Origin of the sequence: Pseudomonas sp. S3E17, from assembly GCF_024168685.1 — a bacterium.
Classification (GTDB): Bacteria; Pseudomonadota; Gammaproteobacteria; order Pseudomonadales; family Pseudomonadaceae; genus Aquipseudomonas; species Aquipseudomonas marginalis.
Map to the genome: position 1 here is coordinate 6,750,114 of NZ_JALJWE010000001.1, position 13,255 is coordinate 6,763,368.

The following is a 13,255-nucleotide window of genomic DNA, read 5'->3' on the forward strand; positions in this document are numbered from 1 at the left end:
CACGTTCGCGTGGGAACGCGCGGATCTGCCGCGTATCAGCTGACCTTGAGTACCAATTTCCCAAAGTTTTCGCCGTTGAACAGCTTCATCAGCGTCTCCGGGAACGTCTCCAGCCCCTCGACAATATCCTCCTTGCTCTTGAGCTTGCCTTGGGCCATCCAGCCGGCCATTTCCTGCCCGGCGGCGGCAAAGTTCGCCGCGTGATCCATCACCACAAAGCCTTCCATCCGTGCGCGGTTGACCAGCAGTGAGAGGTAGTTGGCCGGGCCTTTCACCGCTTCCTTGTTGTTGTACTGGCTGATGGCCCCGCAAATCACCACGCGGGCTTTCAACGCCAGCCGACTGAGCACCGCGTCAAGAATGTCGCCGCCGACGTTATCGAAATACACATCCACGCCTTTGGGGCACTCGCGCTTCAGGGCGGCGGGCACGTCTTCGTTCTTGTAGTCGATGGCGGCGTCGAAGCCCAGCTCATCCACCAGGAACTTGCACTTGTCGGCGCCGCCGGCAATCCCGACCACGCGGCAGCCTTTGAGCTTGGCGATCTGCCCGGCAATGCTGCCCACGGCACCGGCCGCGCCGGAGATCACCACGGTTTCACCGGCCTTGGGCGCGCCGGTGTCCAGCAGCGCGAAGTAGGCGGTCATGCCGGTCATGCCCAGCGCAGACAGGTAGCGGGGCAGGGGCGCCAGCTTGGGGTCGACCTTGTAGAAGCCGCGCGGCTCGCCCAGGAAGTAATCCTGCACGCCCAGGGCGCCATTCACGTAGTCCCCGACGGCGAATTTCGGGTTATTCGAGGCAATCACCTTGCCCACACCCAGCGCGCGCATGACCTCGCCGAGGCCTACGGGCGGAATGTAGGACTTGCCTTCATTCATCCAGCCACGCATGGCCGGGTCGAGGGACAGGTATTCGTTGCGCACCAGCACCTGCCCGTCCTCGGGCGTGCCCACCGGCACGACCTGGTAAGTGAAGGTTTCCCGTGTGGCCGCGCCGACCGGGCGTTTGGCGAGCAGGAATTGGCGGTTGGTCTGGGCGGTCATGGCAAGGACTCTTTAGAAGTGAAGCATGATTGATAGACCTTGGACGGCCCGGGGGCAAGGTCAGCCGAGGGTGCGAATGCTCATCGATAGGTGCCATTGATAGTGAGCCGGGTTGCCTTATCACCATGACTCATACGGCACTAATCGGCCTTCTGATAGTGCTGACAGCTCTGTCTTGGCGTTGGCTAGACTCCGTTCACTGCAATTAACCCCTATAGGACATCCTCCATGAGCATGACGTTTTCCGGCCAGGTCGCCCTGGTGACTGGCGCCGCCGCCGGTATTGGTCGCGCCACTGCGCTGGCGTTCGCCGCCGAAGGCTTGAAGGTCGTGGTCGCCGATCTCGACGTAGCCGGCGGCGAGGGCACGGTCGCGCTTATCCACCAGGCCGGAGGCGAGGCACTGTTCGTGCGTTGCAACGTCACCCAGGAGGCGGATGTGCAGCAGTTAATGGCACAGACCATTGGGGCCTATGGTCGCCTGGACTATGCGTTCAATAACGCCGGCATCGAGATCGAGAAGGGCAGGCTGGCGGACGGCAGTCTGGATGAGTTCGATGCGATCATGGGCGTCAACGTCAAGGGTGTGTGGTTATGCATGAAGTACCAGTTGCCGCTGCTGCTGGCCCAGGGCGGCGGGGCGATCGTCAACACCGCGTCGGTGGCGGGGTTGGGCGCGGCGCCGAAGATGAGTATCTATGCAGCCTCCAAACATGCGGTGATCGGCCTGACCAAATCGGCGGCGATCGAGTATGCGAAGAAGAAAATCCGCGTCAATGCCGTCTGCCCGGCGGTGATCGATACCGATATGTTCCGGCGCGCCTATGAAGCCGACCCCCGCAAGGCCGAATTCGCCGCCGCCATGCACCCGGTCGGGCGTATCGGCAAGGTGGAGGAGATTGCCAGCGCAGTGCTGTACCTGTGCAGCGACGGAGCGGCGTTCACCACCGGCCACGCCTTGGCCGTGGACGGTGGCGCGACGGCTATCTAGGACCTGGCGCCGGCCCCTTGTTCGAAAACGTCTGGGGGCGCGTGGGGCTTTTCCAGAGCTGGCAAAACGCTGTGATCGAATATGTGTCAGTAGGTAAATAAGTCAATAAAATCAATACTTTAATAAATTTATGCGGCCGGCAACCTGCGGCTTCTGTGCTTAACTCTCCGGGTTGATAACAGACAGTTGAAGTGAGTGGCTCATGGATTTAGGGATCGATCGACAGGCCCTTGTACCGGTAGTGCAGCAAATCGTCAGTGCAGTGGTGCAATGGATTCGCAAGGACGGCGTGAGCCCCGGAACGCGCTTGCCGTCCGTCCGCCAGTTGGCCCTGGACAACCTGCTCAGCCAATCCAGTGTGATCGAAGCATTCGAACGGATGGTCGCCCAAGGGGTGCTGGCGCCCCGGCAGGGCTCGGGATTTGTGGTGGCCCAGCCGGCTGCCTGCCACGAAGGCAACTGGTATGAGGGGGCGGAGCGCGAGTGGGGCGCCTTTGCCGACAATCCGTTGGGCGAGTTGAAGCTGGGCTGTGGCTGGTTGCCCGATGCCTGGCGCGAAAGCGATGACATCAGTTACGCGATTCGTGAAGTCACCCGCACCGACACGGCCGGCCTGTTCAACTACAGCACTCCCCTGGGGTTGCCCGCGCTGCGCGAGCAACTGCTCAAGCGCCTGACCCAGATTCACATCGCCACCAGCCTGGAGCGCATCCTGACCACCGCAGGTGCCAGCCATGCCCAGGACCTGCTGATACGTACGCTGCTCAAGGCCGGCGACAGCGTGGTGGTCGAAACCCCCGGGTATGCCAATCTCTACCGGCAGCTGGCGTTCCAGGGCGTGAAACTGCTGGAAGTACCGCGTACCCGAGGCGGCCCTGACCTCCCGGCACTTGAAGCGCTGCTGCAGCACCATCATCCCAAGTGCCTGTTCATTCACAGCCTCTATCACAATCCCACGGGCACCAGCCTGTGCCGGGTGGTGGCCGAGCGCTTGCTGGAACTGGCACACCGCGAAAACTTCCTGATCATTGAGGAAGATGTCTACGGCGACCTGCAACAGGCCAGTTGCACGCGGCTTTCGGCATTGCCCCATGATGATCGGGTGATCTACGTCGCGAGTTTTTCCAAGACCCTGAGCAGCGCCTTGCGTGTGGGCTACCTCTGCGCCAGCAGCGCAATCATCACGCAATTGGCCAGCCTCAAGACCTTGACCGGTTTCGGCACCTCCCGGTTTGCTGAAGCGGTGGTCGCCACGTTGCTGGCCAATGGTACCTATCGCAAGTGGGTGCAGCGCCTGCGCAAGCGGTTGAGCAGTGAAATGGCCGTGACCCTGCAAGTGCTGGAGGACGAAGAGTGGGAGGTGTTCGCCGTACCCACCGGCGGTATGTTCCTGTGGGCACGTCCGGGGGCGGCGCAGCCTTCGCGGTTGCAGGCGTGCGCCCGGCAGTTGGGGGTGTTGCTGTCGCCCGGGGCGTTGTTCAGTCCAAGCGGTAGTCACAGTGAGTGGCTACGCCTCAATGTCGCCTATGCTACTGATCAACGTGCCTTGGCGTTGTTTCGTGCGATGGGGCCCGCCAGATCGACCTCGACCATTCTGAAAACGACGAGCGTGTAGCTTTTTGCCATTATTGTGGCGCCAGTGCCTTGTGCTCAGTGCCTTTTGGTTGCGAATCTCGTTGCTTGTCCATCGGACTTGATGGCGTCCGCCATTGCAAGAGGATTCAAGTGCAATGATTTCAGGCGTGCAACGACGTTTCGCCAACCTGGGTATGGCGAAAAAACTGGGCTTGGGCTTCACCCTGGTGCTGCTGCTGACGGCGTTGGTCGCGGCTATCGGCGTGTGGTCCCTGCAAACCGTTGGCCTGCGTTTTGAAGGCCTCAAGGCCATGTCGTCGCTTAACAGCGGCTTGCTCAAGGTGCGCCTGATCGAACAGGATTACGCGCTGCACGCCGACCCCAAGGCCGTCGACGCCTTGCATGAAAGTCTCGATGCCCTGGCGGCCCAGGCGGCCGGCCTCAAGGCCCAGTCTGCGGCGAATGTGCCGGTGATGGCCGAGGTCGAGCAGGCTCTGGCAGCCTACCGGAAGGCGTTCGATGAGTTTGTCGAGCTGACGCAGACCAAGGACCTGGCGCTGGAAATGGCCAGTTGGTCGGTGTCCAGCGTGGCGAATAACCTGGATGTATTGCAGGCCGGGCTGGCGGACGACGGCGCCTATGGCCTCAAGGAAAGCCAAGGTAAGGAGGGCGCCGAGTTCATCGAGCAGGCAGGCCAGATCAGTCAGGTTTCACGCTTGATGTTGCAGGCCATGAACGAAGCCCATGTGCGCCTGGACCAGAGCCGCAAGGCGGATGCTGACGACGCCGAGCAAGGCAAGATCGAGCAGGCCGACCAGGCCCTGGCCCAGGTCGAGCAACTGAAAACGTCGGTCAAGGACCCTGGTTATCAGACGGTGCTCAACGAAGTCTCCGGGCATATCGCCGCCTTCAGCGAAAAGCTGGGGGAATACACCGGCCTGCTGGCCCAGGAAAAAGTCGTCTACAAACAACTGCATGATCGAGCTGACCAGGTCGTCAGCCGGGTCAACCAGGCCTATGACGCTGAAGACCTGTCAATGCAGGCGCAACTGAAGAAAAGCGCGATGTTGATCATTGGCTCGTCGGCCCTGGCTTTGCTGGTGGGGTTGATTGCGGCCTGGGTGATTACCCGCTTGATAGTCGCGCCGCTGCGCAGTGTGATCGCGGTAGCCCGACAGATTGCCGACGGGGATCTGAGCGGGCGCATGGAGGTCAGTCGTCGTGATGAAATCGGCCAGTTGATGCAGGCGATGCAACAGATGGGCGGCGGCCTCAGCCAGATGGTCAGCGGCCTGCAGGCCGGTATCGAACAATTGGCCAGCTCGGCGCAGTCGCTGTCCAGCGTGACCGAACAGACCAACGTCGAGGTCAGCAGCCAGAAGGAAGAAACCGAGCAGGTCGCTACGGCGATGAACCAGATGACCGCCACCGTGCACGATGTGGCGCGCAACGCCGAACAGGCCGCGCAAGCTGCGCAGACGGCGGATGAAAAAGTCGACAGCGGCCAGCAGGTGGTGCGCCAGAGTTTGCAGCGTATCGAATTGCTGGCCACGTCGAGTACCCGTGCGAGCACCAGTATCGAGAGCCTCAGTGCTGAAATCCAGAATATCGGCACCGTGCTGAGCGTGATCAAAAGCGTCGCCGAACAGACCAACCTGCTGGCCCTGAACGCGGCCATCGAAGCCGCCCGCGCAGGCGAACAGGGCCGGGGGTTTGCGGTGGTGGCCGATGAAGTCCGGGCACTGGCCAAGCGCACCCAGCAGTCGACCGAAGAAATCGAGCGGCTGGTCAGTACCTTGCGCAGCGCTGCGCAATCATCGGTGCAGCAGATCCAGCAAAGTGGCGAACTGGTCAAACTGGCGGTCAGCGATGCGTTGGAAACCGAAAGTGCCCTGGGCAGCATTGCGGTAGCGGTGTCGTTGATCCAGCAGATGAACCAGCAGATTGCCGCTGCGGCTGAGGAGCAGAGCTCTGTGGCCGAAGAGATCAACCGTAGCGTCACCAGTATTCGTGCGAGTGCCGATCAATCGGCGTTGAGCATGCAGGGCAATGCGGCGTCGAGCATCCAGCTGGCGCAGTTGGGGGCGGAGCTCAAGGGGATGGTGGGGCACTTCCGCCTTTGAGCGCCGCACAGAGGCGGCGATCGAAGGGGGGCGATCAGGCGTGGTTGGCGAGGAAGGTCAGCAGCGCTTCGTTGACGAAATCCGGGTTCTCCCGGCTGGAGATATGCCCGGCGTCTGGAATCAGGATCAGGGCACAGCCAATCAGTTCGGCCATTTCCTTGGATTCGGCGGGTGGCCGAGGCTTGTCCTGTTCGCCACACATCACCAAGGTGGTATCGGCGTCCAGCTGCGGTAGTTGTTCCAGCACATCTTCGCGGCTGAAGATCAATCGACCCAGGGGTACGATGCTGTGCAGCAGGCGTTCCCGGGGAAAGTCCTGCAGTGACTTGCGAAAATCCTGGTAGAGCGCCGATTCGCGGTCGATGTCCGGGCGAAAGAAGATCGGCGCAATCACATCCAGCAACGGCTCAGGAATGGCGCCAGCGTCTTCAATCATCTTGAACAACGAGAAGTAATACTGGCGCGTGGCCTCTGGCTCGGCACCTAGGTAGGTGTCCATCAGCACCAGGCTGTTGATCCGCTCGGGGGCCTGCAACGCCAGGCGTGCGCCCCACATGCCGCCCACTGACAGGCCTACCAGGTTGATCTGTGTGATCTCCAGATGGTCAAGCAGGGCCAGGACCTGGCGCGCAAGGTCGTCGAGGGTGTGGGTGGGGGTGGGGAGCTGGCCCGATTCGCCGTGGCCCCACAGTTCGGGCACGATGACCCGGTACTGTTGCGACAGGGCTTCGATCTGCGGGGCCCACATGTCGCGGTCCCACAGGTAGCTTGAGCCGAGCAGGACGACAGGGCCGGTGCCCTGGTCGACGTAATGCAGCGGTTGTCCATCAATGACGGCGATAGGCATAGCGGGCCTCTGACTTCACGGAGTGAGGGGCACTTTTTTACGCTAGTCGGGGGCGGGGCGATAGATGCAAATTGATGGCACGTTGCGGCGAGCGGGCAGCCCGCTCACCCCAGGGGAGTGGGCAGATCAGTCGTAGATGACTTTCTTTTTCCACTCGGCGTCGGCCTCGACTTCTTTCATGCCTTCGGTCAATTCGTTGACTTCCTCCGCCGCCTGTTTGCTGTTAGCCAGCACGGTCGAGTTGGCGCGGGCCAGTTGACCTTCCAGCAATTGCAGCTGTGCACTGTAGAGCACCGGCTCCGGCTGCTTGCGCAGGTATTGCACGCCACGCTCGAAGGCCAGGCGCGCCTGGCCCGGTTGGCCCTGCTGCAAGGCGTGCTGGCCGAGGTTGTTGAAGAACTCTATGTGCAACAGCACCAGGATATGACGGATTTCCTTGATCCAGTGCTTGGCTTCGTTGGTCGGCAGGAACCCGTCCTGGGCGGCGCGGGTGACCTGGCCATGCAGGGCTTCCAGCAGGAAGCGCACGTCCTTGGCCTTGGCTTCGGTCTGGATCGGCGCCGGCGGGTTGTTCACCGGGATGGACTCGCCCTGGGCCACCAGCGTGTTCAGCTCGGTGATACGGGCCTTGAGCGGTGCACTGGTCTTGTTGAGGTTCAACAGGCGCTGATTGACGTTGAGCTCCAGGCGGGCCAATAACAGCTTGAGCGCCGGGGTCATCAGTTGGCCAGGGAAGGTCTCGGTGATCTCACCGCAACGGCGCAGGCGATCATTAAGCTCGATCTCGGTGCGCTTCTTTTCCAGCTTGTTGTTTTCCACCACGTGGTTCATGTAGCCAATGGCGATCAGTATTACGATCCCGGCAATTACCAGCAGGGTGATCATGAGTGGTGTCACCGGTGTGACCTCTTTGATAGGGTTTACAGTGGAGTGTAGTGACTGGGCTTGTCGACGGATAGGACTGATCGACCAGTTACCCAGGTAGTTCTTCTATATAAGTAGCCGCTCCCTGCGTAGATGCACATTGCCATCACTTGCTGGAACGAACTATAGCGCCTTGTCGGACGCCAGAATATAGGCGTCAAGGCCTGGACGGGCAGAATGCCCCGCGCGGGCCGGTAAACACGGGCGAAGTCATTGATTTAAATAAATTTATCCTTGGGGGTTGACGACCTTTCAATCCATCCATAGAATGCGCGCCACTTACAGCGTAAAGCACACAGCGAAACGCGGTAGGGAGTGAATGTTGTACGTGTGTCCCCTTCGTCTAGTGGCCTAGGACACCGCCCTTTCACGGCGGTAACAGGGGTTCGAGTCCCCTAGGGGACGCCATATGCGGGAATAGCTCAGTTGGTAGAGCACGACCTTGCCAAGGTCGGGGTCGCGAGTTCGAGTCTCGTTTCCCGCTCCAATTTACAAGCAGTGTGGCTTTCGGGCGGCACTGAGTGAAACCAGGACCAAGTCTTCGGGCGAGGCCTCTGGGCACTGAAATACACACCATGTGTTTCAGTAGCGTGTCCCCTTCGTCTAGTGGCCTAGGACACCGCCCTTTCACGGCGGTAACAGGGGTTCGAGTCCCCTAGGGGACGCCATTTGCGGGAATAGCTCAGTTGGTAGAGCACGACCTTGCCAAGGTCGGGGTCGCGAGTTCGAGTCTCGTTTCCCGCTCCATATTCAACAAAAACGCCGATCAGTGATGATCGGCGTTTTTGTTTGTGCGTTATTTGTTCACCTGCCTGAACCTGTCATCTTCCTGGCTCAGATCCTGGCGTGTTCGAGATATAGTCTGGCGTTTGAGTTCAAGGAGCAGGCGTGATGGCAGAAACCTCTCAATCGTCCGGTGAAACCAAGGTCGCCCCATTGGGTATCAGCGCCTTGGAAAAAGCATGGGATTTCCATTGGGCAATGCGCTTTGTCAGCGTTGTGCTGTTTCTCGATATCGCTTTGCTAATCCGTACCCGTACACCCTTGGTGGAGTGGACGACCAGCAGCGATGCATTGCTCGCTGACTTGGGGTTCCTGGCGGTCACCGCGGCCTCTTTTGCGCTGGTGGTGTCTTTCGTTCTGCCGCTGTTGACGGAAATCGTTCGTGGGATCGGCACAAGGTTGCGAATGGCCTTTCCAAAGCTCTTGGGTGATGCCTATACACCTCCTTCAAGGGGGATCGGTTATGTGTGGGCCAACGACCTTCTGGACTTGGCACTGAAGGAAAACAGTGACTTCCTGCTTAGCTGGTATCAGCGGCATGTGCAGTTGCGAGAACAGCACCGGTTGATGATGAACAAAGTCGCGCACTTGGTGTTTGGTTGTTTGGTGCTGTCCGTCGTGGATTGGGCGGTGCCATATTTTGGATTCGGCACGGGTTCACTGATTTTTTCGGCCATGCATGTACTGGGTGATACGGGGCTGTTTTTGGCCAGTATGGTCGTGGTAGCGGGCGGGGTAATGTTGGCGTCGGCATGGTTTGCCATCGAGTCTTCCTTGTATATCTACTACCCACCTCTGGACATGTTGCAGCGGGAACAGGAGCGCAAGCGATACCTGGGCGCATGAAGAACCTGAATAAAAATGCCGATCATCACTGATCGGCGTTTTTTTCGCACACTTCAATCGCTGTCAGAGCTTCGGCAACTGTCCGACACGCCCCATCATTTCGGTGACGATCTGCAGATCCAGCAAGAACTGGTCGACCGTCTTGAACTCATTGTCGGTGTGCCCGGTGTATTTCACTTCCGGCCGCGCCAGGCCGAATTGCACGCCATTGGGCAGTTCATGCACGGACGTCGCACCGGCTGAGGTGCCGAATTTGTGCTCCATACCGAGGTTTTCGCTGGCCACGGCCAACAAGGCCTTCACCCACTCACCTTCCGGGTTGCGGTACATCGGTTCGGCGACCGAGTAGGTGAAGTCCACGTTGACCTTGGTTTGCTTGTCCCAGGCGCTCAACTTGTCGGAAATCTCGGCTTTCAGTTTCTCCGGCGATTTGCCCTTTGGTACACGCAGGTTCACCGCCAGCTTGAAGGCTTTGTCATCCAGGCCGACAAAGGTCAGCGAGGTGGTCAGCGGCCCCATGAAATCATCGGAGAAACCCACGCCCAATTTGCCGCCCAGATAATCCAGGCCCCAGTTGTCCGAGGCATAACGGGCCGCGTCGGTGATGTGGTTGTGCTTGAGGGCGATCGTGCCGTCGACGCTGTGGATCAGTTCCAGCATGCGCGACACCGGGTTGATACCGGATTGCGGCTCGGAGGAGTGCGCGGAAACCCCGGTCACTGTCAGCTTGACCTCTTTGCCAACCACCTTGGCTGTCACTTCGAAGTCACCGCCGTTGCGTTTGGCATACTCCGCGCCGGCTTTTTGCAGGCTGGCGGCCAGTTCGGCAGGCGTGTCGCTGATCAACGTGGCAACCGAGGCCGAGGGAATCTGGTTGGTGGCCATGCCGCCGGTCATCGCGATGATTTCCGCGCCTTGGCCTTCCCCTTTGCGGCGGGGGAAGGTAGCCATGACAGTGCCGTAACCTTTTTCGGCAATCACCACCGGGTAGCCGCCATCCAGCGCCAGGTTGTACTGCGGCGTCGGATTGCGTTCGAAGTAATAGGGGATCGCGTCGCCGGAGGTTTCTTCGGTGGTGTCCACCAGGAGCTTGAAATTGCGCGCCAGCGGCAACTTCTCTTCCTTGATCACCTTCATGGCGTACATCGCCACCACGATGCCATTTTTGTCATCCTCGGTGCCCCGGCCATACATGCGGTCGCCGATCAGCGTGACCTTGAACGGGTCGAGCCTGGTGCCGTCTTTCAACACCCAGTTCTCCGGCGTCACCGGCACCACGTCGGCGTGAGCGTGGATGCCCACCACTTCGTCGCCGTTGCCTTCCAGGGAAATCTCGTACACGCGGTTGTCGACGTTGCGGAAGTTCAGGTTGAAGGTCTTGGCCAGGGCCTGGATCTTGTCGGCAATCCGGATGAATTCCGGATTTTTGTACTGCGGCACGCCGTCCACGTTGAAGGTCGGGATTTCCACCAGTTCGCGCAGGGTATCTAAGGCGGCCTTGCCGTATTTCACTCGGGTGTAAATACCCAGCAAACGATGGATTTCGTTCTGTTGGTCGGCACTCAGGGTTTTGTTATCGAGGAAGGCACCGATCGCCGGGCCTACGTCGTCGGCCTTGCCCAGGTCGCCTTTGGCCAGGGTGCCGAGGAAACCACGGAAATCCGTAACCGGCGTTTCGCTGAAGCTCTTCAGGATCGCCGTGCTTTGCTCTGGGGTGATGTTGGCAAAGGCAGGTGCGGTCATCACCGAAAGGCCGGCCGCGAACAGGGTGGCAGCCGCTAATTGCTTGAGTCGAAAATGCATGGTCAGGGGCATTCCTTTGCAAAGGGAAATAGGGGATTCCTGATCAACATGTCAGAAATATTTCGACACACTACCACTGCCCAGGTGTGCCCGGGAGACCACTGAGAGGCTTATCTAAAAACTCGATAGCACCCTCGACCCTATGCCTTAGTCCAGGCTGTAACGCACCGACAACGCGCCCTTTTTCTCCGAAAGCGCCAGGATCGTTACCTGACCCAACTCGCTCAGCGTTTGCACATGGGTACCGCCGCAAGCGTAGGTGGGCAGATCACCGAAGCCCACTTCGCGGGTGCCGTCGTCCAGGGCCATATGGCGCGGATAGTCGGCGGCGATCCATTGGTTGATCTGCTGTTGAATGATCTCGGCGTCCATGGCTTGCGCGGTTTCGCCACGGATAAAAGTGATCTTGCCTTCACCTGGCCAGTGGTGCGCCTTGATCGGCATCCAACCCAGGGTTTCGCCGGCGTTGCCGATCAAATGCCCGGCGGAATGCAGGCGGGTGTGCAGGGCGCGGCGTGGTTCGTCGACCCGCGCGGTGATGGGGCCCGGTTCCACCGGTTGGTTGACATAGTGCACCACGCGATCGGTTTCCTGGGTCACTCGCAGCACCTGGCTGTCGCCCAGCCAGCCGGTATCGAACGGCTGGCCGCCGCCTTGGGGATGGAAAATCGTCGATTGCAAAACGACCGCAAACTGGCCCTCGCAGGGGGTGCAACTGAGTACTTCAAGCTCGGCGGTCAGGTGGTCATGGGTGAAAAACAGGCGCTCGGTCATTTTCTACATCCGCATCAGGGTTCTGCGGGGAGTATAAATAGTGCCTGGATAGGTGATAATCCGTTCAAATATCAATGGACCTGTGCGTCATGAGCATCAATCTTCCTTTGCCGCTGCTGGGCGAAATGGCGATTTTCGTCAAGGTAGTGGAGACCGGCAGCTTCTCCGAAGCGGCGCGGCAGTTGAGCGTTTCGCCGTCGGCGGTGAGCCGTAGCATCTCGCGCCTGGAAAAGGCCCTGGCTACCCGCTTGTTGCAACGCACCACACGCAAATTGCGCCTGAGTGAAGCCGGTGAGGAGGTCTTCAAGCGCTGCCAGGAAATGGTCAGCGCGGCGCGCTCAGTGATGGAAATCAGCGGCCAGTTCACCCACGAGGCCGAGGGCCTGGTGCGGGTCAGTGTGCCGAAGGCGGTCGGGCGGTTTGTGGTGCATCCGCATATGCCGGAGTTCCTGCGGCGCTATCCCAGGGTGGATGTGCAACTGATTCTTGAAGACCGGCATGTAGACCTGATCGACGACAATGTCGACCTGAGCATTCGCATCACCGACAGTCCGCCACCGGGGCTGGTCGGGCGACAGCTATTGCCCATCGAGCACTTGCTGTGCGCGACACCGCAGTACCTGGCCGAGCATGGCACGCCGAGTCATCCCCATGATTTGCTGGAGCACAGTTGTATCTACCTGGGGGAAACACCGGGTGACTCGCGCTGGAAATTCCGCCAGGGCGGTAAGGCGGTGACGGTCGGCGTGCGTGGACGTTATGCGGCGAATCACACCGGCGTTCGGCTGGATGCGGTGTTGCAGCATGTGGGAATTGGCAGCTTGCCGTATTTCACCGCGCGTCATGCGTTGGAGGAGGGGGGCTTGGTACAGGTGCTGCCCGGGTGGGACTTTATTGCGTCCTACCATGGCGAGGCGTGGTTGTTGCATTCGCCCACGCGTTACCTTCCGCCGAAGCTGCGGGTGTTTATCGATTATCTGGTGGAGTGCATGGCGAGGGAGCCGACATTGCGCCGTCGATAGGCGCGTGGCCGAAAATGTGGGAGACGGGCTTGCTCCCTCCCACATACAGTTCTGTGGTGCCTGGAAAAATCAGTGTTTGCTTTGGTCCTGCGGCATGGCCAGCAGTTGCTTTTCCTGGTTCCAGTCGAAGGGTTCGTCGTTTTGTTCGGCTTCAAAGCGACGCTCTTCCAGGGCCTGGTACAGGTCCAGTTCTTCGTCGGGCATGAAGTGCAGGCAATCGCCGCCGAAGAACCACAGCAGGTCGCGGGGGACCAGGTGGGCGATCTGCGGGTAGCGCAGGATGACCTGGCTCATCAGGTCCTGGCCCAGGTACTGGCTTTCGATCGGGTCGATCGGCAGCAGGGCGCGCAGTTCGTCGAAGCGCTCCAGGAACAGGGTGTGGCTTTCCTCGGGCACCTGTTCGGCTTCGCCGACGGCAACCAGGATGCTGCGCAGGTGGTCGAGCAAGACGAGATGATCGGCAACGACGTTGGACACGAGATAAGTCCTCTAAAGCAAAAACGGGCGCGAGAGTATATGCCTCTC

General features: G+C 60.0%; 11 protein-coding genes and 4 tRNA genes. 9 read left to right on the forward strand and 6 right to left on the reverse strand.

The window, feature by feature from the left end; translation table 11 throughout:
• Positions 1 to 35 precede the first annotated feature (35 nt).
• Complete coding sequence (locus tag J3D60_RS30755; RefSeq protein ID WP_253493857.1) at positions 36 to 1,043, reverse strand: NADP-dependent oxidoreductase; 1,008 nt, start codon at positions 1,041 to 1,043, stop codon at positions 36 to 38.
• A gap of 228 nt (positions 1,044 to 1,271) precedes the next feature.
• On the opposite strand from J3D60_RS30755, the gene J3D60_RS30760 reads away from it, so the two are divergent.
• The 3 genes from J3D60_RS30760 (at position 1,272) to J3D60_RS30770 (ending at position 5,731) form a co-directional block, all read left to right on the forward strand.
• A complete protein-coding gene (locus tag J3D60_RS30760) occupies positions 1,272 to 2,033 on the forward strand; it encodes an SDR family oxidoreductase (protein ID WP_065924512.1) in 762 nt (253 codons plus the stop codon).
• Positions 2,034 to 2,235: 202 nt separating this feature from the next.
• Positions 2,236 to 3,648 (forward strand): PLP-dependent aminotransferase family protein, encoded by a 1,413-nt coding sequence (locus J3D60_RS30765; RefSeq protein ID WP_065939910.1) that lies wholly within the window; start codon positions 2,236 to 2,238, stop codon positions 3,646 to 3,648.
• 115 nt (positions 3,649 to 3,763) lie between these two features.
• Positions 3,764 to 5,731, forward strand: coding sequence for a methyl-accepting chemotaxis protein (locus J3D60_RS30770; protein WP_253493859.1), 1,968 nt, complete (start codon positions 3,764 to 3,766; stop codon positions 5,729 to 5,731).
• Positions 5,732 to 5,765: 34 nt separating this feature from the next.
• Here J3D60_RS30770 and J3D60_RS30775 read toward each other — a convergent pair whose 3' ends face one another.
• Together J3D60_RS30775 and J3D60_RS30780 are read right to left on the reverse strand one after the other, a co-directional pair.
• Positions 5,766 to 6,578, reverse strand: coding sequence for an alpha/beta fold hydrolase (locus J3D60_RS30775; protein WP_253493862.1), 813 nt, complete (start codon positions 6,576 to 6,578; stop codon positions 5,766 to 5,768).
• A gap of 126 nt (positions 6,579 to 6,704) precedes the next feature.
• Complete coding sequence (locus tag J3D60_RS30780) at positions 6,705 to 7,475, reverse strand: hypothetical protein (protein WP_065939907.1); 771 nt, start codon at positions 7,473 to 7,475, stop codon at positions 6,705 to 6,707.
• A gap of 359 nt (positions 7,476 to 7,834) precedes the next feature.
• Here J3D60_RS30780 and J3D60_RS30785 point away from each other — a divergent pair.
• The 5 genes from J3D60_RS30785 to J3D60_RS30805 all read left to right on the forward strand — a co-directional run bounded on the left by J3D60_RS30785 (position 7,835) and on the right by J3D60_RS30805 (position 9,131).
• Positions 7,835 to 7,910 (forward strand) — tRNA-Glu (locus tag J3D60_RS30785).
• A gap of 3 nt (positions 7,911 to 7,913) precedes the next feature.
• Positions 7,914 to 7,989 (forward strand) — tRNA-Gly (locus J3D60_RS30790).
• A gap of 105 nt (positions 7,990 to 8,094) precedes the next feature.
• Positions 8,095 to 8,170 (forward strand) — tRNA-Glu (locus tag J3D60_RS30795).
• A gap of 3 nt (positions 8,171 to 8,173) precedes the next feature.
• Positions 8,174 to 8,249: transfer RNA gene (locus J3D60_RS30800), tRNA-Gly, on the forward strand.
• A gap of 144 nt (positions 8,250 to 8,393) precedes the next feature.
• Positions 8,394 to 9,131: a hypothetical protein gene (locus tag J3D60_RS30805; protein ID WP_065939906.1), complete on the forward strand. Its 738-nt coding sequence runs from the start codon at positions 8,394 to 8,396 to the stop codon at positions 9,129 to 9,131.
• Between the two features lie 63 nt (positions 9,132 to 9,194).
• Here the strand turns inward: J3D60_RS30805 and J3D60_RS30810 are convergent, their stop codons facing one another.
• Entirely contained in the window at positions 9,195 to 10,934 is a 1,740-nt protein-coding gene (locus tag J3D60_RS30810; RefSeq protein ID WP_253493866.1) for a dipeptidase, read from the reverse strand.
• A 147-nt stretch (positions 10,935 to 11,081) separates the two neighbouring features.
• A complete protein-coding gene (locus J3D60_RS30815; protein ID WP_065939905.1) occupies positions 11,082 to 11,708 on the reverse strand; it encodes a hypothetical protein in 627 nt (208 codons plus the stop codon).
• Positions 11,709 to 11,797: 89 nt separating this feature from the next.
• On the opposite strand from J3D60_RS30815, the gene J3D60_RS30820 reads away from it, so the two are divergent.
• The gene (locus J3D60_RS30820) at positions 11,798 to 12,730 is read left to right on the forward strand and encodes a LysR family transcriptional regulator (RefSeq protein ID WP_253493869.1); all 933 of its coding nucleotides are present in this window, start codon (positions 11,798 to 11,800) and stop codon (positions 12,728 to 12,730) included.
• A gap of 69 nt (positions 12,731 to 12,799) precedes the next feature.
• On the opposite strand, the gene J3D60_RS30825 is transcribed toward J3D60_RS30820, so the two are convergent.
• Complete coding sequence (locus J3D60_RS30825) at positions 12,800 to 13,207, reverse strand: PA2817 family protein (protein WP_010567536.1); 408 nt, start codon at positions 13,205 to 13,207, stop codon at positions 12,800 to 12,802.
• Between the last annotated feature and the right edge of the window lie 48 nt (positions 13,208 to 13,255).